This is a genomic window from Actinosynnema sp. NPDC037264, assembly GCF_055603705.1.
The window spans coordinates 16,068-33,578 of the sequence record NZ_JBVJVK010000048.1 but is presented as its reverse complement, the minus strand read 5'-3'; the positions used below and the strand labels follow the sequence as shown (position 1 = coordinate 33,578).

The window sequence follows — 17,511 nt, the reverse complement described above, 5'->3', positions numbered from 1 at the left end:
GCCCGGCCCGCTCCTGGTGCGGACGCACTACACGTGCCTGCTTGGCCCCGCGTGCGGAGTGTCCGTCCCGTACGCTGACCTCGTGTCGCCTCCGGGGAAGTGGTGGCGGGAGGGCACGGTCGTCGCGGTGGCGTTCGTGGTCTGCCTGCTCGGCGGCTGGCTGCACGTCGACGACACGGTGGCACCGCCGCTGGTGGCGGCCTACCTCATCGCCGCGGTGTCGTCCGGGATGCTCCTGGCGCGGCACCGCGCGCCCGTGGCCACCACGATGGCCACGACCGCGTGCGGCATGCTCGTCGCACCGACCGGCCTGCTGCTGACCCCGCTCATCGTGGCCCCGGCCGTCGTCAGCGCCTACTCGCTCGCCGTGCGGAGCGAACGGCGGGTGGCGGTCGCGGTCCTGCTCCCGTCGGCCGCGCTGCTGGTCGGCTTCGTCCCCTTCTTCGAAGCCGACTTCTCGTGGCAGGACATGAGCAGGCTTGTGACCGTGGCCGCGTCGCTGCTCGTGGCCGCGTCGCTGGGGCGCTCGACGCGGCACCGGCGCGCCTACCTGGCGGTCGTGGAGGAGCGGGCACGCCGGGCCGAGGAAAGCAGGGACCGCGAAGCGCGCCGGAAGGTGGCCGAGGAACGGGTCCGCATCGCCCGCGAGCTGCACGACCTGGTGGCCCACCAGATCACCCTCGCCAACGCGCAGGCCACCGTCGCCGCCCACCTCTTCGACACCCGCCCCGAGCAGACCCGCACGAGCCTGGACGAACTGGTCAGGACCACCCGCCACGCTCTCGACGAGCTGCGGGCCACCGTCGGTCTGCTGCGCCGGCCCGACGACACGTCCGCACCCACCGACCCGGCGCCCGGGCTGTCGCAGGTCCCCGCGCTGCTGGCGGCGCTGCGCCGCTCGGGCCTGGAGGTGTCGATGCACGACGACGGCACAGCCAGGCCGCTGCCGCCCGCGGTGGACCTCACCGCCTACCGCATCATCCAGGAGGCTCTGACCAACGTGACCAAGCACGCTGCCACCGATAGCGCCCGGGTGCGGCTCGCCTGGGCTCGTGACCACGTGAACGTCACGATCGCGGACGACGGCGAGGGCGCCCGCACGCGGCCGGAGCGGCCACCGGGCTACGGTCTGATCGGCATGCGCGAACGGGCCGCCGCGGTCGGTGGCACCCTCACCGCGGGCGTGCGCCCCGAAGGGGGCTTCCTCGTCTCCGCCGACCTGCCCCTGCCCGCTGCCGGGAACGCGGCACGGCGAACCGACGCGGCGACCGACAGCGAGGGCCGATGACCGACGACGCGCGACCCGACGGGCAGGACACCGACGGTGCAACCGAGGACACGCTCCGGGTTCTCCTCGCCGACGATCAGGCGCTGCTGCGCGGTGCCTTCCGCACTCTCCTCGACAGCGCGGACGACATCGCCGTGGTCGGGGAGGCGGGCGACGGCCGGGAGGCGGTGGCATTGACCCGCGAACTGCGCCCGGACGTGGTGATCATGGACATCCGGATGCCCGGCACCGACGGCCTCGCCGCCACCGCGGAGATCTGCGCCGATCCGGATCTGCGTGCCACCCGCGTACTGATCCTCACCACGTACGAGACCGACGAGTACATCGCGCAGGCTCTGCGCGCGGGGGCCGGCGGGTTCATCGGCAAGGGGATCGAGGCGCAAGGCCTGCTCGACGCCGTGCGCACGATCGCCGCGGGCGACACCCTCCTGTCCCCGGCGGCGACCCGCTCCCTGGTGGCCCGTTTCCTCGCCACACCGGCCGAGACGACACCACGCCATCCCGAACGACTCGCCGCCCTCACCCCGCGCGAACGCGAGATGGTCGCCCTGGTCGCGACCGGTCTGTCCAACCTGGAGATCGCCGACCGCCTGTACCTCAGCCCTTTCACCGTTCGCGCCCACGTGCAGCGCGCCATGACCAAGCTGGAGGCACGCGACCGCGCGCAACTCGTCGTCATCGCCTACCAAACCGGTCTGGCCCGCGCTTTTCCCGACGGCGGCACCGACCACCGGTGACCGCCGCCGCGGGGCGAGGACTTCGGCTGCTCGGTCATGCCGGCAGCGCTGCTGTGAGGTCCACTTCGACGAGTTGACCGGGGCGGCCGAGTCGCGTGCCGCCGAGCAGGGTGCTCCGTAGCGCCAGGATTTCTGTGTCCTTGTCCCGGTCGCTCATGGCAGCAGGCGCAGCAGTGCGAAGGCGTTGGTCACGCCGAGGTAGGTCAGTCGGAGCAGCACGGCCGGTCATGCCGTGCTGGAGGACATCACGCGGATGGTAACCGTGGCCCGTGAGAGCTTCGGGCACTTGGGCTACGTACGGACTGGTCGGCGGCGTATCCGAGGTGCGGCGCAGCTCTGCGGTCGGCTGGTCTGGCCGTGGCGGCGCGAGTTGCAGTGCTCGGTGCACCGGAAGGGTGCTTCTCGAACGACGTGAGTTCCGACCACGACGGTCAGGATTCTCCCAGGTCGTGAGGGTGCCTTCCCGTTCGTGACACGAGTCAGCCAGCGTGCCCGCGCGAAAGCGTCGGGCTGGACCTGTCAGGGGTATCAGTGAAGGAGGTCCGGCCGGACTTTGGCTATCTCTTGGGTCAGCTGCCGGACTGTGGCGGTGTTGGGCAGTCTCAGTTCGGCTTCCGGATTGGCGATCGGCGAGGGTTTCACCAGCGCGTTGTGGCGAGTCGTGAAACGGCCGTCCGCGGGGGTGAACACCAGGGCCGACGGCATGGGCTTCGAGTTCGGGTCGCCCTTGACCGGCGGGCGTGGTTCCTGTCCGCGCACGGCGCGCAACTCCTCCCACGCGATCAGATCGGATTTGCGACCGGCTTGCCACCACAGTCCGCGGTGATCGACGACGAAGCGGTGCATGCGGGGGACGGAGCCGATCATGACCAGCAGGCCGCCCAGTGCGAGCGCGCCGAAGAGGACCGCCGCGGCGGCCGGAGGAATATTCTTCGCCCTCGACGAAGCTGACGCCTGCCCGACGTCCGGGAAGACGGCGATCAACCCGAAGACGACGAACATGGCCAGCCCGCCGATGAACACCCACCTACCGGACCGGTATTCGATGACGGGCTTTGCAGGATCGGGGGACCATGTCTGTCCGTGCACGAGCGGCAGCGTAGCCGAAGGCGGCTCCAGCGGTGAAGGTTTCGTGATCTGCGCTCCGGAGCGCGCTGGCCATGAGCAGATCGCTGTGATCGACATCGGGCACAGTTCTCGCGACATGCAGAGGAGTTCCCGGTTGCGGCTGAGGTCCTTCGTCAGCAGTCCGACCTGTCACTCGACGAGCCGCCTTGGATTGTGGACCTGGTTCGTGCTCTTCATGAATACGCGAAGAACCAGCATGGCGGCGGCTACCCGCCAGCGGTTCATGAGATCGAGCGAAGCATTTTCGGCTCCCTCAATGTCTGGCCGAAGGCTCGTCTTCCGCTCGATTGGGTGAGCGGGCGCGTTGGCTGGATGGGATTTTCCCCAGGCCGGACTTGACGGCGACGTCCTGTGGGGTGCGGTGCGAGAAGTCAACTACCGCTGTCTGACCTGCGGTTGGGCGGCGGTGGGTTCGTACTCGTCGATCAGGCCGCCGAGGACTGGTCGGCGACGTGTCGAGATGTGGCCCGTGCGGTGGTTGTAGTGGTTCGCGCAGCGGTTCAGCACCGCCCGCAGGTGGCGTTCGTTGAGGATGAGCAGGCGGACGGTGCCGACGAACCGTTCGAGTGGCATTGGCTCGTGGACACCGTGGCGGGATCTTCACGACCTGGATGCCGGAGCCGGAGAAGACGTGTCGAACGAGGCGGTGAACTGGCCGGCCGGTCGCGGATGGGGAACCGGAAGTCGTCTGCCCTGTCGCCGAGGTCCATCAGCAGGTTGCGGGCTTGTCGAGCGGTCCAGGGCCCGTCGGGTGGTGCGGCGCAGTACGGCGACTGCGTGCCGCCGCACCAGCAGTTCCACGTTCTTGGCTCTACCCGCGACGATGACTTTCCGGGCGGCGCAGCGACCGGTCGAGCAGGCATCGAGGTTTGTTCGACGGTGTCAGGTCGGTCGGCGCGCTGATCCGTCGCGAGGGCTTGCGAAAGGGGCTCGGTGCGGCATACGTTCTTCGCCTTTTGTCGAACTGCGAGGGAGCACACCCGTGGAACTGCGCAACCAGGTCGCGCTCGTCACCGGCGCCACCGCCGGGATCGGTCACGAGACCGCGAAGTTGTTCGCCCGTGAGGGCGCGAGCGTGATCGTCCACGGCCGGGACGCCGCGCGCGGCGTGGACGTCGTCGCCGAGATCGAGGCGGACGGCGGGACCGCGCGGTTCGTCCGTGCTGACCTGTCCACCGCGGAGGGCGTGCGGGAGCTCGCCTCGGCGGCGGGCGAGGTGGACGTGCTGGTGAACAACGCGGGCATCTACCCGTTCGCGTCGACCGCCGACCAGACCCGCGAGGGCTTCGAGGAGTTATTCGCGGTCAACGTCCTCGCGCCGTTCCACCTCACTGCGGCGCTGGCGCCCGCCATGGTCGCCAAGGGCGCGGGCGCGATCGTCAACGTCTCGACCGTGGCCGCCGTGACACCGGTCTACAACGCCGCCGCCTACGGCGCGACGAAAGCCGCCCTGGAGTCCCTGACGCGCAACTGGGCCGTGGAGTTCGGCATGAGCGGCGTGCGGGTCAACTCCATCGCGCCGGGCGGGGTGACGACCGAGACCGTGATGAACCTGTTCGGGGACGCGGTCCACACCAACGCCGCCACCACCACGGCACTGCGGCGCATGAGCGAGCCGAGGGAGATCGCCGAGGTGATCCTCTTCCTCGCCTCGCCGCGGTCCAGCTACGTCACGGGTGCGCTCCTGCTGGCCGACGGCGGGTACACCATCGTCTAGCAGGACTTCGCCGCGGACATGTTCGGCGGGTTCGCCCGGCGTGACCAGAGGGCCAGGGCGAGCTGTACCTGCGTGGCCTGTTGTCGGACGGCAAGCGCAAGTCGATGCAGCTGATGGGCGAACGTCTCAGGGTGGATCGTCATTAGTTGCAGCAGTTCGCCACCACCTCGACGCGGGATCACGTCGAGGTGGTGGCGGCGGTCGGCGGTGTGAACGCGGGACTTCATCGCCGGTGGCGGCAGGTCGAAGTCAGAGCGGTTCAGAGCCAGTCTGCTTCGATTCCGCGGGCGCGCAGCGTCTCCAGCGCCTCCTCGTTGCCCGTGTAGAACAGCGTCATCGACTTCAGGTTGGGAAAGTGCCGCAGGTCGGCGAACTCGTCGACGTCGAACAGCCCGTCCTCGCCGTCCCAGTTCGGCGCGATCTCGAGGTAGATCTCGTTGCCGCCGTCCATCTCGATCTCGGTGATCTTCTCCGCGAGCTCGGCGGGGACCTCGAGCGCCTCGAAGTAGGCCAGAGCCTCAGGCACCGCTTCGACGCTCCCGTCGTCGTAGGTGAAGCCCTGCTCGGCGGCGTGCTCGCGCAGGTCGAACCTCGGCAAGAGGCCCTGGTTGTACATCAGCTCTTGCACGACGGCGAGCTTGAAGTTGACGTCGGAGAACGGAATCGGCTGGCTCATACCCGAACCATATAGGCGGTTACACCGCCGTCCGGAAGTCATCTAGTTCTCGTACCAGTAGCGGGGGAGCCACGAAGGGTGGCGACAGGGAGCTGGTGCAGCAGTCCGCGAGCAACGCCCGGTCGCCGGAAAGCTATGGGTCGCCGGCGGAGTGCCCGTTTCACAGGACATTGGCCTCATCACCGCCACCTCCTCGACTTTCTCGGCGGCAGCGTTTGATGCGTTGCCGGATCGGGGATCCGTGTCCTCGTGGGATGAGCGGTGGGAGGAGTCGGTGGACGAGCGGGTTCGGCGGGCGCGTGACGAGGTGGTCAACATGGTGGCGCTGCGCCCGGTGGCGACGTCGGCCGGCCGCAGGGCACTGCCGCGCGGACTCCTTCGGCGGGATCTGGGGCTGTCGGTCGCCTCGGGCGTGCTGGATCTCCTGGCCGCGGCGGTGGTGGTGGCCGTAGGGCCGGACGCGTGGTTCACCAGTGCCGTCGGTATCGGGTTGGGTGTGGCCGGCGCGAATGCGATCGTCGAGGCTTTGCAGGAGTCGCGGCGGCGTGCGGAAGAGGCGGCGCGCATCCGTGAGTACGGCGCGGACGAGGTCGACACCCTGACGGATCTGCGCGCTGACGTCCCGACGCCTTTGTGGCGCACGGTGGCCTGGGTGCTGTACGAAATGCTCTTGCTCGCCATGGTTGCGGTGGTCTTGATTTGGTCGGAAGGGGCGGTTGCGCGGGTGACCGTGCTGGTCGCCCTGGCCTGTCGCATCATCGCCGCCGTGCTGGCACACCGGTACGCCCGCCGTCGGGAGCGGTGGAGGAGGGACTTCATCCGCGGGGAGGACGTCGCCCTGCCTCCTCTGCCGGACGGCTGGCGCGTTCTCGTGCCGCGCCGGCCGGACGAGCCCGGCGCTGTCGCGGGTACGGGAAAGACTCCTGAGAACGCCTGATCGCGCCGCGCTCAAGCGCGCCCACCACCGCGACGTTCGTGGAGCGCGTGCCCGCCGTGATCAGACTTCGATTGCTACTACCCAGGGTGAGGGTTTCAGCGGCGTCCAGGCGACCAACGAAAGCCGGTCGAGTGAGCCCAAACGATCCTCAAGGGCACTGGACAACCACTCGTTCGAATTGAGCCACCCGTTAGTGGTAAACCCCTGAGGGGACGCTTGACATCCGTTCTGCGGTGGACGATGTAGCGGCCGAAGAGGGCTTCCCTTGGCGGTGTCAGAAACCAACCGACAACGGAGAAATCCGATGCCCACTTCACCTACCGGCCTCGCCGTGTCGATCCAGGCCGCAGGCTTCCGCGAGGAGCCGCAGCACGGCCACCTGACGCCAGGGTTGCTGATGGCCCCGAGCTACGTCGTGGTCCCGGAGCCGCCGGCGGGCCTCGTCGAGGGGACCACGCGGGTCGAGGTCCTGGTGCTCCCGCTGCCGCTCGGCCACAACAGGATCGAGCGCATCTCGCCCACCCGGGTGACCGTCGTGAAGCTGCACGACACCACGATGGTCGCGCTCGACCTGGAGTTCCCGTCGAGGCACGCCCCGAGCTACCAGCGCAACGGCCTCGCCGGCGGCGCGGTGCGGAACGCGGTCGCCGCGCACGGGGGACGCGCATGGGCGGCGCTGGAGGCGCTGGGCGTGACCGGGTCGAGCGCGCACGTCGACATCACGCCCGAGCTGCTCGACGAGTCGGCCCAGTGGATCGACCAGCAGAGCAACCCCCGCTACGAGCACGACGACGCGGAAGAGAGGATCTTCCGGTCGAAGGTGTGCCCGCCTGGTGTGCCGGTCTGCAAATGATGAGCCGAAGGCGATGAGCGCGACGTCCGGTGCGCGGTCGATCCCGCCGGTGGTGTCCGATGTCGCCCTGGCGGCGTCGGCCTGCGCGCTGGACGTGCTCTTGTACTCGGACGCGGTCTCCGGGGACCGCGCGCCGGAGCAGATGCGGTTCTCGATCGCGTACGTGGCGATCGAGTTCGTGGTGCTCCTGCTGCGGCGGCGGGCCCCGGCGACCGTGTTCGCGGTGGCCTTCGCGCACTCCGTCCTGGCCAAGTTCCTGAGCGGCTTCGACTTCTGGCCGATGGTGGGGCTGTACCTGGCGCTGTTCACCGTCGCCGTGCACCGCCCGACCAGGGTCGCGGTCGTGGTGCTGGTCGCCGCACAGGCCCACGCGGCCTGGATAGCCGTGCTCGACCTCGCTTCCGCCACCCCGCGGCCCGTGCTGGTGGTGGTGGCCGTGTTCACGTACATGGCGGTGCAGTCGTTCGCGGTGTGGGCGGCCGGTCGGTGGATCCGCACCAGCCGCGAGCACGCGGGGATGCTGGAGGCCCGACGTGAGTGGGAGGCGCGGCAGGCCGTGGCGGAGGAGCGCGCGCGGATCGCCCGCGAGCTGCACGACGTGGTGTCGCACTCGGTCACCGTGATGGTGCTGCAGGCAGCGGGCGGGCGGCGGGTGTTCGGGCACGACCCGGTGCGGGCCGAGCGGGCGTTCGGCACCATCGAGGAGGTCGGCGAGCAGGCGATGAGCGAGCTGCGCCGGATGCTCGACGTGCTGCGCACCGACAACGCCGACCAGGCGTTCGAGCGCCTGCCGGGCGTGGACAGCGTGCCGCACCTGGTCGAGTCGGTGGGCGCGACGGGACCTGCGGTGCGGCTGCACGTGGTCGGTGAACCGCGGCCGGTGGCGCCGAGCGTGGGCCTCGCGGTGTACCGGGTGGTGCAGGAGGCACTGACCAACGTCGCCAAGCACTCCGGCCCCCGCGCGACCGCGGACGTCCGCCTCACCTGGACCGCCGACCGGATCGAGATCGTGGTCACCGACGACGGTCGTGACGCCTCCCCGCCCCGCCGCGACCTGTCGACCGGCCACGGGCTCACCGGCTTGCGCGAACGCCTCGCCGTCCTGGGCGGGCAGCTCACCGCCGGCCCCCTGCCCGGAGGCGGCTTCTGCCTGCACGCGGTCCTCCCGGTCCACGACCCGCTCCCCGCGGCGGCCGACCGATACGACGCCGGGCCGTCCGACGCCACGACGGGGCCCGGCACGCGCTGATCGACTTCCGCAATAATGGGGCGATCTTGATGCCGTGTACGAGTAGTTCTCCGTGGATGCGGCGGGAGCCCCAGTCGGGGTTCTCTCGTGCCGGTCGCAGCACCAGGAGTCGGATCGAGCTACCGAGTGGGACGAAGATCAGGTACAGCAGTCGTAACTACCTGTCAGCAGTCACCCCCACTCGTTGACCACGCAATCAGCGGCAGAACCGCTCGTTGGACAGGTCCTGCGGTGAGCGGTGGTTCTGGGGGATGAATCAGGCGGGGATCGGGGGAAACCCTGATGGCAGGGCGCCGGACCGTGGGCACGCTTGAGGGGTCAGCAGGCATCCGCAGTTCGAGGAGAGTCATGAGCGAATTCAGGCCCGAGCATCCCCGTGTCGCCGTCGACGCTGTGGTCGACGCTGTTCGCGGGCTGGTCAGCGAGGGCTTCAACCGCCGTGTGGTCGTGCGTGACAGCAAGGAGGACGTGGTGTTGGAGGTGCCGGTGGCTCTCGGGTTGGTCGCGGCGCTGGCCGCTCCGGTGGCCACGGCGATCGGTACCGGTGTCGCGCTGGCCGGCAAGTGCGGGATCACGCTCGAGGACCGCCGCCAGCCTGGCGGTCAGTCCGTGACAACGGTCGAAAGCGAGCAGGTGTAGTCGGCAGTCGCAGGTTGTCGCGGTAGCGAGGAGGCACGGGCGGGACGCAGGGGGTTGGTGCCGTCGTCAGTGGTTGGTGGCGGCGCCGCGCTTGATGCTGTGGCTGGAACGACTGTGAAGGCTGGTGATCTTCAGAATCACCCGGCTTGCATAGGGCTCCATCGCTTGTTGAGGACGGAGTCATGGCAGGAACGTCACGGCAGTCGGCTGAGGTGCGGGCGCGGGCGGGTGCGGCTGGTCTGGGAGCGACTGGGCGAGTACCCGTCGTGGTGGGCGGTGGTGTGGTCGATCGCGGCGAAGTCTCGGGGTGGCCTTGCAGCAGATGCTGCGCAAGTAGATCCGGTCGGCCGAAGCCGATTGCTGGTGTCACCGGTTCCCGAGTTCATCGCCCACCCTTCCCATTCGGGAGCGGGTGATCTTGACCGCCTCTGCATTTGCGAAGGTGGTCATGGGTTCGCGCTCACCGTTTGCTCCCGGGTTTGCTCCCAGCGGTGGTGGAGAGCGGCGAGCATGGTGTCGATCATCGGTTGGGTGACGTGGGAGTGGACGCCCATGACGCCGCTACCGGGTCACCATCCACATTGCCGCTACGGCACATCTGAGACACGACCCAGGCCGTCCAGGGGCGGTCTCGGGCTTGGTGTCCTCGGTGTTCCTCCGCCGGACCCGTCTGGGTCATCAGGTGCACATCCTTGATCAGGAGTTGCACCGCTCGGTTCACGGTCCCCAGTACCGCTCTGCCGGCGACAATGACTTTCTCGAGCGGCACGGGACCGGGCCATGCTGATCGACTGGGACGAGACACGCGTCGATAGGCCCGACCTGGTCTCGTGCTGCCCGGAAACGCCGGGGCCTCCTGGACGATGCGCTCGCGGTCCACGCCGCGCAGGCGTCGCCCCTCGCGACCGCCGCGTGTCCGTGCACGGCGGACGGAAGGTGAAGATGGTTCATGTCTGGGGTGGGAGGCGTTAAGAGACCCCGAGCCCACATGCCGACATCGTGTCGGTAAAGTTGCCGACATGATGTCGACAACTCAGGTGGGTCGATAGCCGATGTTCTTGACGATCCGTGAGCTGGTTTTCGCCAGGAGCCGCTTCGCGCTGATGGGCACCGTGGTCGCGTTGATCGCGATCCTCATGGTGCTGCTGTCCGGGCTGTCGGTGGGCTTGGTCGACGACGGCGTTTCCGGGCTGAAGAAGCTGCCCGTCACGTCGTTGGCCTTCGAGCGGGACGTGGCGGCCGACGCGGCGTTCTCGCGCAGCGTGGTGGACCTCGGCGCGGTCGACGAGTGGGCGGAGCGCGACGGCGTCACCGACGCCGCGCCGTACGGGAACACCTTGGTCAACGCCAAGACCAATGGTGACGTCGACATCGACCTGGCGCTGTTCGGCGTCCAGCCCGGTTCGTTCATCGACCCGGAACCGACGCAGGGCACGCGCCTGGGGTCCAACCCGAACGAGATCGTGGTGAGCGCCACGGCACTGGACGCGGGCGTCCGGCTCGGTGATGTCGTCACGGTCGACAGGGTCGGCACCGAGTTGACCGTCGTCGGCGTGCTGGACGGTCAGCACACTTACGGCCACGTCGACATCGGCTACATCCCGCTGCGCACGTGGCAGGAGATCCGGACCGGGACCGCGCCGGGCGCTCAGGCACCGGCACACGCCTACGAGGAGATCACCGCGGTCGCGGTGCGATCCGCGTCCGAGGCCGACCTCGCCGCGGGCGACCGCGACGCCGGCACGATGTCGATGACGCTGGAGGAGTCCTTCGGCGCGTCACCCGGCTACACCGCCGAGACGTCGACCCTGCAGATGATCCAGGTGTTCCTCTACGCGATCTCGGCCCTGGTGGTCGGGGCCTTCTTCACCGTGCTGACCATCCAGCGCAAACCGGAGATCGCGGTGCTGCGCGCGATGGGCGCGAGCACGCGGTACGTGTTGCGGGACAGCCTGGCCCAGTCGCTGGTGCTGTTGACGATCTCGACCGTCCTGGGGGTCGGCGTCGGGGTGGCGGCGGGCGCCGCGATCTCGTCCACGCCGATGCCGTTCTCGCTCGACCCGGGGTCGATCGCCGTCGCGGGGCTGCTGCTGGTGGTGCTCGGCATGGCAGGTGCGGCCATCGCGGTGCTGCGCATCGTCAAGGTCGACCCCCTCACCGCGCTGGGAGGCAACCGATGAGCGCCGGGCTGTTGTTGGACGAGGTCACCCTCCGTCACGGCGACGGGGAGGACATCACCACCGCGCTCGACGAGGTGACCCTGCGCGTCGGGGAAGGCGAGATCGTCGCGGTGGTGGGGCCGTCGGGGGCGGGCAAGTCGAGCCTGCTCGCGGTGGCGGGCGGGCTCACCGTGCCCGATTCGGGTCGAGTGCTCGTCGGTGACGTCGACCTGTCGGGCACCGAGCGGGACCGGGCGCGGATCCGTCGGGAGCGGTTCGGCTACGTGTTCCAGAGCAACAACCTGATCTCCTCGCTGACCGCCGTCGACCAGGTGCGGTTGCCGCTGACGTTCGGTCGGCACGACGCGAGCCGCGACCCCCTCGAACTGCTCGCCGAGGTGGGCATGGAGCACAAGGCCGGTCGTCGGCCTCACGAGCTCTCCGGTGGTGAACGCCAACGGGTCGGCATCGCCCGTGCGCTGGTCACCCGGCCGCGCCTGCTGCTCGTCGACGAGCCGACCGCCGCGCTGGACCGCCGGCGCAGTCACGAGGTGGTCGAACTGCTGGCCAAGGAGACCCACCACCTCCGGATGGCTACAGTCGTGGTCACGCACGACCACGACGTGCTGCGCCACTGCGACCGGGTCTACGAGATGGTCGACGGCAGGCTGAACCCGGCCCAGCCCGCCCTGGCGTAGCGAAAGGCGACACCCGCCAGGAGGAGAGCATGCCCCGCATCCAGGCGCCCACCGTGGCCGAGCACCGCGCACGGCAACGGCGGGCGATCCTGGTCGCGGCGCACGAGTTGCTCGCCGAGACGGGTCAAGCCCCGTCGCTGGCCGCCGCGGGCGCGCGCGCCGGTCTCGCTCGGTCCAGCGTCTACCAGTACTTCTCCTCGCGAGACGCACTCCTGCAGGCCGTGGTCGAGGACACCTTCCCGGCCTGGGCCGCCCAGGTGCGCGCCCACGTCGCTGCGGCACCCACCCCGGCCGATCAGGTGTGGGCGTACGTGGAAGCCAACGTCGCGCTGTTCTCCGGGCCCGAGCAGGCGGTCGCCAAGGCCTTGCGGACCGCCATGGACCCCTCAGTGCTGCACGAGCACAGCGCGCGGCTGCACGCCCAACTCCGGGAGCCGCTCGTCAACGCCCTGCGCCTGCTCGGCGAGGCGGATCCCGACCAGATGGCCGAGTTGGTCAACGCGACCGTCCTGCGTGCGTCACAGGACATCGAGCGCGACGGTCGAACGGCCGTGGTGGCCCTGCTCGACCGGCTCCTCCGCCCCTACCTGGACGTGAACCGGACCGGGCGGCCCCATGGCGCGCCAGAAGTCGGGCATACCTCCTGAACTGCACATACGTCTCCGCAGGTTCGTGGTGGGCAACTCGTTGTAAGGCAACTCTATAGTTTCAGTGTTGATTGAACCTGTACGTGGCCGCCGGGTACTTTGATCCGGCGGAGGTCGCTGTGCGGTAGGGCACAGCCCTACTTCAGGGCATATGCCCTGATGATCGTCTGCCGTTGCGAGGAGCCGGCCGAGTCGGACACGCTCGACCGCAGCGAGACGAAGTCCGCGCCGGCCGGGTGGTGGACCGTGGCCTGCCACTGGTCGCGGTCACGTTTCACGGTCGCCGGCCGCCAGGTCGTGCCGTCGTCGTAGGAGACCTCGATAGCCGGCGGGCTCACGCCGACGAGGTCCGCGCTTCCGTTGCGCTGCACGTACACCGGGAACGTGAACGGCCGTCCCGCCGACGCGGCGTTGTGGTTGTCGAGGTTCGGCGCGTACCGCACCGCCAGCAACGGCAGGGGGACGGGCTCGGCGCTGTACTCCGACGTGAACGTCCACTCGGCGCTGATCCGGGTGGAGAGCCGGCTGTGCGGCCGGTCGGACTTCGAGCGGACGGTGTACTCCGCGCGTTCCGGCTCGACGACGAAGAAGAGGTTGCCGGGTTCCGGGTTCTCGCCGATGACCTCGCCGTTGCGCAGGAGGGTCAAAGTGCCGGATCCCGTGTAGCCGATGCGCCCACCGTCCTGGTCGCTGCCAAGAGGTAGGGAGAGGCGCAGGATGTTGGTGCCGTCGCCGTCGGAGTCCCGCACCGCGTTGTTGATCGGCGACCAGTACTCCGACGATGCGAAGCCCGGGCCGAACACGCCGACGCCCCACCGCATCGTGGTGGTCCGGCCGCGCTGGAAGGTCAGCGGCGCGACCTGCCGGTTGCTGGTCGCCGCGAAGTCCGGTTGGCCCTCGGGAACCTCGACGAACTCGAGCTCCCACTGCCAGTCGACCTCCGGGGTGAAGTACTCGGTCAACGCGCCCGGCAGCGGCAGGTGCATGAGCCAGTCGCGACGTCCGACCGTGCCGGGCGTGGTCTGGGCGTGGGTGGAGCGCACCTTCGCGAGGTCGCGGTCGTGGAAGGTCCACCGCGGTGACGGTGGCACGACGTCGGGCACGACGTGCCGCACGTGGTAGAGGTACGGGCTGCCGTCGAACGACGTCCCGTTCCACTGCGCCAAGTGCGCCTCCACCCCGAACCTGAACGTCCCTTCCCCGGTGGTCGACGGCCGGATGGTCATGGTGTCGAAGGCGGTCTTCTGCCCTCTGACGATGACCCCCTGTCGACCCCACGTCGTCTCCCGCGAGAAGGAGACCCATCCCTTGCCCGGCTTCGCGTTCGGCTCGTCCGTCCGGACACCGACCGGTTCGGCCTCGCGTGCGTCGAGGACGATCTCGGCGTCACCGGTGACCGTGAACGCCGGCTCGACGATCTCGGCGTTGAGGTAGTCCTCCCCGCTGCGCTTGAGGATGGTGCCGAAGAGGAGGTACTCACCCTTCGGCAGCCGGACCCTGGTGGTGCCCGACTCGTCGTACGGCCGGTACACCCTGGGGTAGTGCGCCTCCGGGGCGACGTTCCCCAGGCGAACGCTGTACTCGGCGGTCGGCGCGCCGTCGTGGTCGACGACCTTGAACGTCACGTCGTGGTGCTCGACCTCCCGGTGCACCGTGATCGGGGTGCGCACGTCCTGGCCGCCACCGGTCGCGGTGAAGGCTCCGCTGTAGACGCCGTCCGCCCCGTGGGTCCTGGTGTCGGTGGTGATGGTCGTGGTCGCCTGTGCCCCCGCCGGGACGGTCAGCCTCACCGGGTCGAACGTGAACATCCCGGCCGGCGCGGGGGATCCGCCGGAATCCGAGACCTTCGCGGCGAAGTCCAACGTCACCGGCTCGGCGCCGGTGTTGGTGTAGGTGACGGACTTCGCGATCGGCTCGTCATCGTCGTGCGGCCACTGCTGAACGCCGAGGCTCAAACTCCCCACCGACGCGAACACCGTGGACATCGAGGACTTCTCGACATCCACCCGACCGGCGCCCTGCTCGAACACCGTCAGCCCGTCGTTCGGCTTGGCGTTGCCCATGAGCGCCGCCTTCAGCTGACCGGCGGCCCAACCCGGGTGCTGAGCGGCCAGGATCGCCGCCGCGCCGGCCACGTGCGGTGCGGCCATCGACGTGCCGGACTGCGCGACATGACCACCGCCCGCCTTCGCCGCCACGATCTCCGAGCCGGGTGCGGTGATGTCCGGCTTGATGACGCCGTTGACGTGGCCGCGGTTGGAGAAGTTGGCGAGCCGCTCGTCCCGGTGCACCGCCCCGACGGTCAGCGCGGCCGCCGCGGCGCCGGGACCCGGGACCTGCTCACCGAAGTTGCCGGCCGCGACCACGAAGAGCACACCGGTCTCCGCGGTGATCCGGTCGACGGCCTGCGACAGCGGATCGGTGCCGTCACTGGGACGCAGGCCGCCGAAACTCATATTGACCACGTCGGCGCCGTTGGCCGCGGCCCACTCCATGCCGGCGATGATCCCCGAGGTCGAGCCCCACCCGTCGTCGTCGAGAACCTTGCCGTTGAGCAACTTGGCACCCGGTGCGACACCGGGATACCTCTCGTTGTCCCCGGTGATGGTCGAGGCCACATGCGTGCCGTGACCGTACCGGTCGGAAACGCTGTCGCTGTCGGTGAAGTTCTGCTCACCCGAGATCGCGCCGGCCAGGTCGGGGTGCTCGGCGTCGATCCCGCTGTCCAACACCGCGACCGTCGAACCGGCTCCGGTGTGCCCGGCCGCCCACGCCCGCGGCGCCCCGATCTGCGCGGTCGACCGGTCCAGGCTCGCCCGCACCGGCTCGTCGAGCCAGACGCGCTCGGCGGATCTCGCGACCGGCCAGTACGCGCCGGACCGTTCCACCGAGACCGCGGTGGCACCCATGGCCGGCAGCTCACGGCTGACCACTGCGGCCGCGCTGCGTGGCGTCGGGCCGGCGTGGTCGACGATCAGCGGCAGCCGGTCGCCGGGGAGTTCGGCCAGTGCGCTCGCGTTGAACAGGTCGGGGTCCAGCGTGCCGCGGGACAGCAGGGGAACGGCGTCCTCCGGGACGACGTGCGTGTCCCCGTGCTCGTCCCTGCTGATGTAGAAGGTGACGTGCTCGCGGCCCTCGGCCGCCCGCACCTGCGCTCCCTGCGGTCCGCCGAGGACCACCGCGTCGCCCGTCAGCAACGTGATCTCCGGCCCGGTCGGCGTCAGCTCCGGCGTGGACGCCGCGGCGGCCGGGTACCCCGCTCCCGCCGTCGCTGTTCCCGCTGCGACCACTAAGGACGTCACCAGGCCGAACCGCACCCGTTTGTGCCTCATCGAGTCCTTCTCCCGTCTGTGCGTCCACTGCTCCAGTCGGAGGTCAAGACGCCGGGCGAGGACTGTCGGGTTGCTCGCCGCTCGACAATCGCCACTGCGTGACGTCGTACGGGCGATCGTGGTCCAGGATCTCCACGTCCCTGTCCTGCTCGCTCAGGGGTGGCCGGTGCAGCAAGGCGAAGGCGTTGGCACGCTCGCGGACGTTGCGACTGCGTGGCGGAGGGGATGCGACAAGTCGGAGTCTCAGGTCTTCGCGTGCCTGCTTTCTCGGGATCGGGGGTGCGCGTCATCGATCGGCAGCTGCCTGCCGGTGGCCCAGACGACGAGCGCGCCAACCGCGAAGCCGGCCCCGGCGAGACTGGAGCCCACCCAGCCGTGGGCGGTGTAGAGGGCGGTGGTTGTGGCGGCGCCGAGGGCGGAGCCGAGCGAGTAGAAGACCATGTAGCCGCCGATGGCGCTGCTGGTGCGATCGGGGTACGCGGCGGTGAGCAGGTGCTGGTTGCTCACGTGCACGGCCTGCACCGCGAAGTCGAGGACCACGATTCCGACGATGAGGAGCGACAACGACCAGGGCAGCTGCGCGATCACAGCCCACGAGAGGATGAGCAGGCCGAGGGCGAGACCGGTGACCGGCGCCGCCCGTCCCGCATCCGCCCAGCGCCCAGCGCGTGCCGCGCCGAGCGCGCCGGCGAGCCCGGCGACGCCGAGCAGCCCGATGTGGCTCTCGCTCAGCTGCCACGGCGTGTCTGCCAGCGGCAGGGACAGCCCGCTCCACAGGGTTCCGAACGACGCGAACAAGAAGAACGCGATGAGCCCGCGCGTCAGGAGGGCGCGCTGCCCGAACAGTCCGCCGAGTGAGGCGACGGCCCTCCGGTACCCCGAGGGTCGGTGGGGGCGCTCCTCTGCCGGCAGCACGGCGAGGACCAGGGCCGCGAGCCCGAGTGACAGCATCGCGAGCACGGCGTAGACGCTCCGCCAGCCCCACACGTCGGCGAGCGCGCCGGCGACGACCCGCGCGCTCAGGATGCCGACCACAACGCCCGAAGTCACGACGCCGATGTTCCGTCCGCGTTCGGCGGGCGGCGAGACCGACGCGGTGTAGGCCACCGCGGTCTGCACCACGACTGCGAACACCCCGGCCGCCGCGAGCCCCGCGAGCGCCATCCACGCGGCTGCCGCCGAGGCCGTGAGGAGCAGGCCCACCGCGGTGAGCGCCAGGTGGACGGCGATGAGTCGGCGCCTGTCGACCACATCACCAAGCGGCACCAACAGCACCAGCCCTGCCAGGTAGCCGACCTGGCCGATCGCGACGATCCACCCCGTGGACTCCGCCGACACACCGAGATCTCGTCCCATCGGCGTCAGAACCGGTTGCGCGGCATAGATGCTCGCCACCGCGACACCACACGCCACCGCGAGCAACAACCGTCGCCACACGTCCATGAGACTCC

The 17,511-nt window shown here is 69.8% G+C and carries 15 protein-coding genes and 1 pseudogene; 11 read left to right on the top strand and 5 right to left on the bottom strand.

Annotation, left to right across the window (positions count from 1 at the left end):
* The first annotated feature begins 82 nt into the window (after window positions 1-82).
* Entirely contained in the window at window positions 83-1,288 is a 1,206-nt protein-coding gene (locus ACZ7GX_RS34745; RefSeq protein ID WP_498783108.1) for a sensor histidine kinase, read from the top strand.
* Window positions 1,285-2,025, top strand: coding sequence for a response regulator transcription factor (locus ACZ7GX_RS34740; RefSeq protein WP_498783106.1), 741 nt, complete (start codon window positions 1,285-1,287; stop codon window positions 2,023-2,025). Before ACZ7GX_RS34745 ends, ACZ7GX_RS34740 begins: the two co-directional genes overlap by 4 nt.
* 528 nt (window positions 2,026-2,553) lie before the next feature.
* On the opposite strand, the gene ACZ7GX_RS34735 is transcribed toward ACZ7GX_RS34740, so the two are convergent.
* Both ACZ7GX_RS34735 and ACZ7GX_RS34730 read right to left on the bottom strand, forming a co-directional pair.
* Window positions 2,554-3,114: a hypothetical protein gene (locus ACZ7GX_RS34735; RefSeq protein WP_498783104.1), complete on the bottom strand. Its 561-nt coding sequence runs from the start codon at window positions 3,112-3,114 to the stop codon at window positions 2,554-2,556.
* 414 nt (window positions 3,115-3,528) lie between these two features.
* Window positions 3,529-3,726 carry a hypothetical protein gene (locus ACZ7GX_RS34730; RefSeq protein ID WP_498783102.1) on the bottom strand — a complete coding sequence of 66 codons (198 nt, stop codon included), beginning with the start codon at window positions 3,724-3,726 and terminating at the stop codon, window positions 3,529-3,531.
* 409 nt (window positions 3,727-4,135) lie between these two features.
* Between ACZ7GX_RS34730 and ACZ7GX_RS34725 the strand changes: the two genes are divergently transcribed.
* Window positions 4,136-4,870, top strand: a complete 735-nt coding sequence (locus ACZ7GX_RS34725) for an SDR family NAD(P)-dependent oxidoreductase (protein ID WP_498783101.1) — start codon at window positions 4,136-4,138, stop codon at window positions 4,868-4,870.
* Between the two features lie 18 nt (window positions 4,871-4,888).
* Window positions 4,889-4,998 (top strand): annotated as a pseudogene (locus ACZ7GX_RS34720) (transposase); the annotation flags it as partial.
* Between the two features lie 131 nt (window positions 4,999-5,129).
* On the opposite strand, the gene ACZ7GX_RS34715 reads toward ACZ7GX_RS34720, so the two are convergent.
* Entirely contained in the window at window positions 5,130-5,546 is a 417-nt protein-coding gene (locus tag ACZ7GX_RS34715) for a DUF6892 domain-containing protein (protein ID WP_498783099.1), read from the bottom strand.
* A 274-nt stretch (window positions 5,547-5,820) separates the two neighbouring features.
* Here ACZ7GX_RS34715 and ACZ7GX_RS34710 point away from each other — a divergent pair, with 274 nt between their 5' ends.
* The 7 genes from ACZ7GX_RS34710 to ACZ7GX_RS34680 all read left to right on the top strand — a co-directional run bounded on the left by ACZ7GX_RS34710 (window position 5,821) and on the right by ACZ7GX_RS34680 (window position 12,728).
* Complete coding sequence (locus tag ACZ7GX_RS34710; protein WP_498783097.1) at window positions 5,821-6,483, top strand: hypothetical protein; 663 nt, start codon at window positions 5,821-5,823, stop codon at window positions 6,481-6,483.
* A 304-nt stretch (window positions 6,484-6,787) separates the two neighbouring features.
* Window positions 6,788-7,336, top strand: a complete 549-nt coding sequence (locus ACZ7GX_RS34705; RefSeq protein WP_498783095.1) for a hypothetical protein — start codon at window positions 6,788-6,790, stop codon at window positions 7,334-7,336.
* 13 nt (window positions 7,337-7,349) lie between these two features.
* Window positions 7,350-8,585, top strand: a complete 1,236-nt coding sequence (locus ACZ7GX_RS34700; protein WP_498783093.1) for a sensor histidine kinase — start codon at window positions 7,350-7,352, stop codon at window positions 8,583-8,585.
* A gap of 348 nt (window positions 8,586-8,933) precedes the next feature.
* The gene (locus ACZ7GX_RS34695; protein ID WP_498783091.1) at window positions 8,934-9,224 is read left to right on the top strand and encodes a DUF4342 domain-containing protein; all 291 of its coding nucleotides are present in this window, start codon (window positions 8,934-8,936) and stop codon (window positions 9,222-9,224) included.
* A 1,052-nt stretch (window positions 9,225-10,276) separates the two neighbouring features.
* Entirely contained in the window at window positions 10,277-11,404 is a 1,128-nt protein-coding gene (locus ACZ7GX_RS34690; protein WP_498783089.1) for an ABC transporter permease, read from the top strand.
* Window positions 11,401-12,081, top strand: a complete 681-nt coding sequence (locus tag ACZ7GX_RS34685) for an ABC transporter ATP-binding protein (RefSeq protein ID WP_498783087.1) — start codon at window positions 11,401-11,403, stop codon at window positions 12,079-12,081. Before ACZ7GX_RS34690 ends, ACZ7GX_RS34685 begins: the two co-directional genes overlap by 4 nt.
* A 29-nt stretch (window positions 12,082-12,110) precedes the next feature.
* Complete coding sequence (locus ACZ7GX_RS34680; protein ID WP_498783086.1) at window positions 12,111-12,728, top strand: TetR/AcrR family transcriptional regulator; 618 nt, start codon at window positions 12,111-12,113, stop codon at window positions 12,726-12,728.
* 137 nt (window positions 12,729-12,865) lie between these two features.
* On the opposite strand, the gene ACZ7GX_RS34675 is transcribed toward ACZ7GX_RS34680, so the two are convergent.
* Window positions 12,866-16,060 carry a S8 family peptidase gene (locus ACZ7GX_RS34675; protein WP_498783084.1) on the bottom strand — a complete coding sequence of 1,065 codons (3,195 nt, stop codon included), beginning with the start codon at window positions 16,058-16,060 and terminating at the stop codon, window positions 12,866-12,868.
* Window positions 16,061-16,303: 243 nt separating this feature from the next.
* Window positions 16,304-17,503, bottom strand: coding sequence for an MFS transporter (locus ACZ7GX_RS34670; protein WP_498783083.1), 1,200 nt, complete (start codon window positions 17,501-17,503; stop codon window positions 16,304-16,306).
* Between the last annotated feature and the right edge of the window lie 8 nt (window positions 17,504-17,511).

Bases quoted from the DNA above. Each gene is read 5' to 3' on its own strand.
- ACZ7GX_RS34690 (WP_498783089.1), top strand. From the start codon at position 10,277: ATGTTCTTGACGATCCGTGAGCTGGTTTTCGCCAGGAGCCGCTTCGCG.
- ACZ7GX_RS34695 (WP_498783091.1), top strand. From the start codon at position 8,934: ATGAGCGAATTCAGGCCCGAGCATCCCCGTGTCGCCGTCGACGCTGTG.
- ACZ7GX_RS34715 (WP_498783099.1), bottom strand. From the start codon at position 5,546: ATGAGCCAGCCGATTCCGTTCTCCGACGTCAACTTCAAGCTCGCCGTC.
- ACZ7GX_RS34700 (WP_498783093.1), top strand. From the start codon at position 7,350: ATGAGCGCGACGTCCGGTGCGCGGTCGATCCCGCCGGTGGTGTCCGAT.
- ACZ7GX_RS34730 (WP_498783102.1), bottom strand. From the start codon at position 3,726: ATGCCACTCGAACGGTTCGTCGGCACCGTCCGCCTGCTCATCCTCAAC.
- ACZ7GX_RS34740 (WP_498783106.1), top strand. From the start codon at position 1,285: ATGACCGACGACGCGCGACCCGACGGGCAGGACACCGACGGTGCAACC.
- ACZ7GX_RS34675 (WP_498783084.1), bottom strand. From the start codon at position 16,060: ATGAGGCACAAACGGGTGCGGTTCGGCCTGGTGACGTCCTTAGTGGTC.
- ACZ7GX_RS34680 (WP_498783086.1), top strand. From the start codon at position 12,111: ATGCCCCGCATCCAGGCGCCCACCGTGGCCGAGCACCGCGCACGGCAA.
- ACZ7GX_RS34705 (WP_498783095.1), top strand. From the start codon at position 6,788: ATGCCCACTTCACCTACCGGCCTCGCCGTGTCGATCCAGGCCGCAGGC.
- ACZ7GX_RS34685 (WP_498783087.1), top strand. From the start codon at position 11,401: ATGAGCGCCGGGCTGTTGTTGGACGAGGTCACCCTCCGTCACGGCGAC.
- ACZ7GX_RS34670 (WP_498783083.1), bottom strand. From the start codon at position 17,503: ATGGACGTGTGGCGACGGTTGTTGCTCGCGGTGGCGTGTGGTGTCGCG.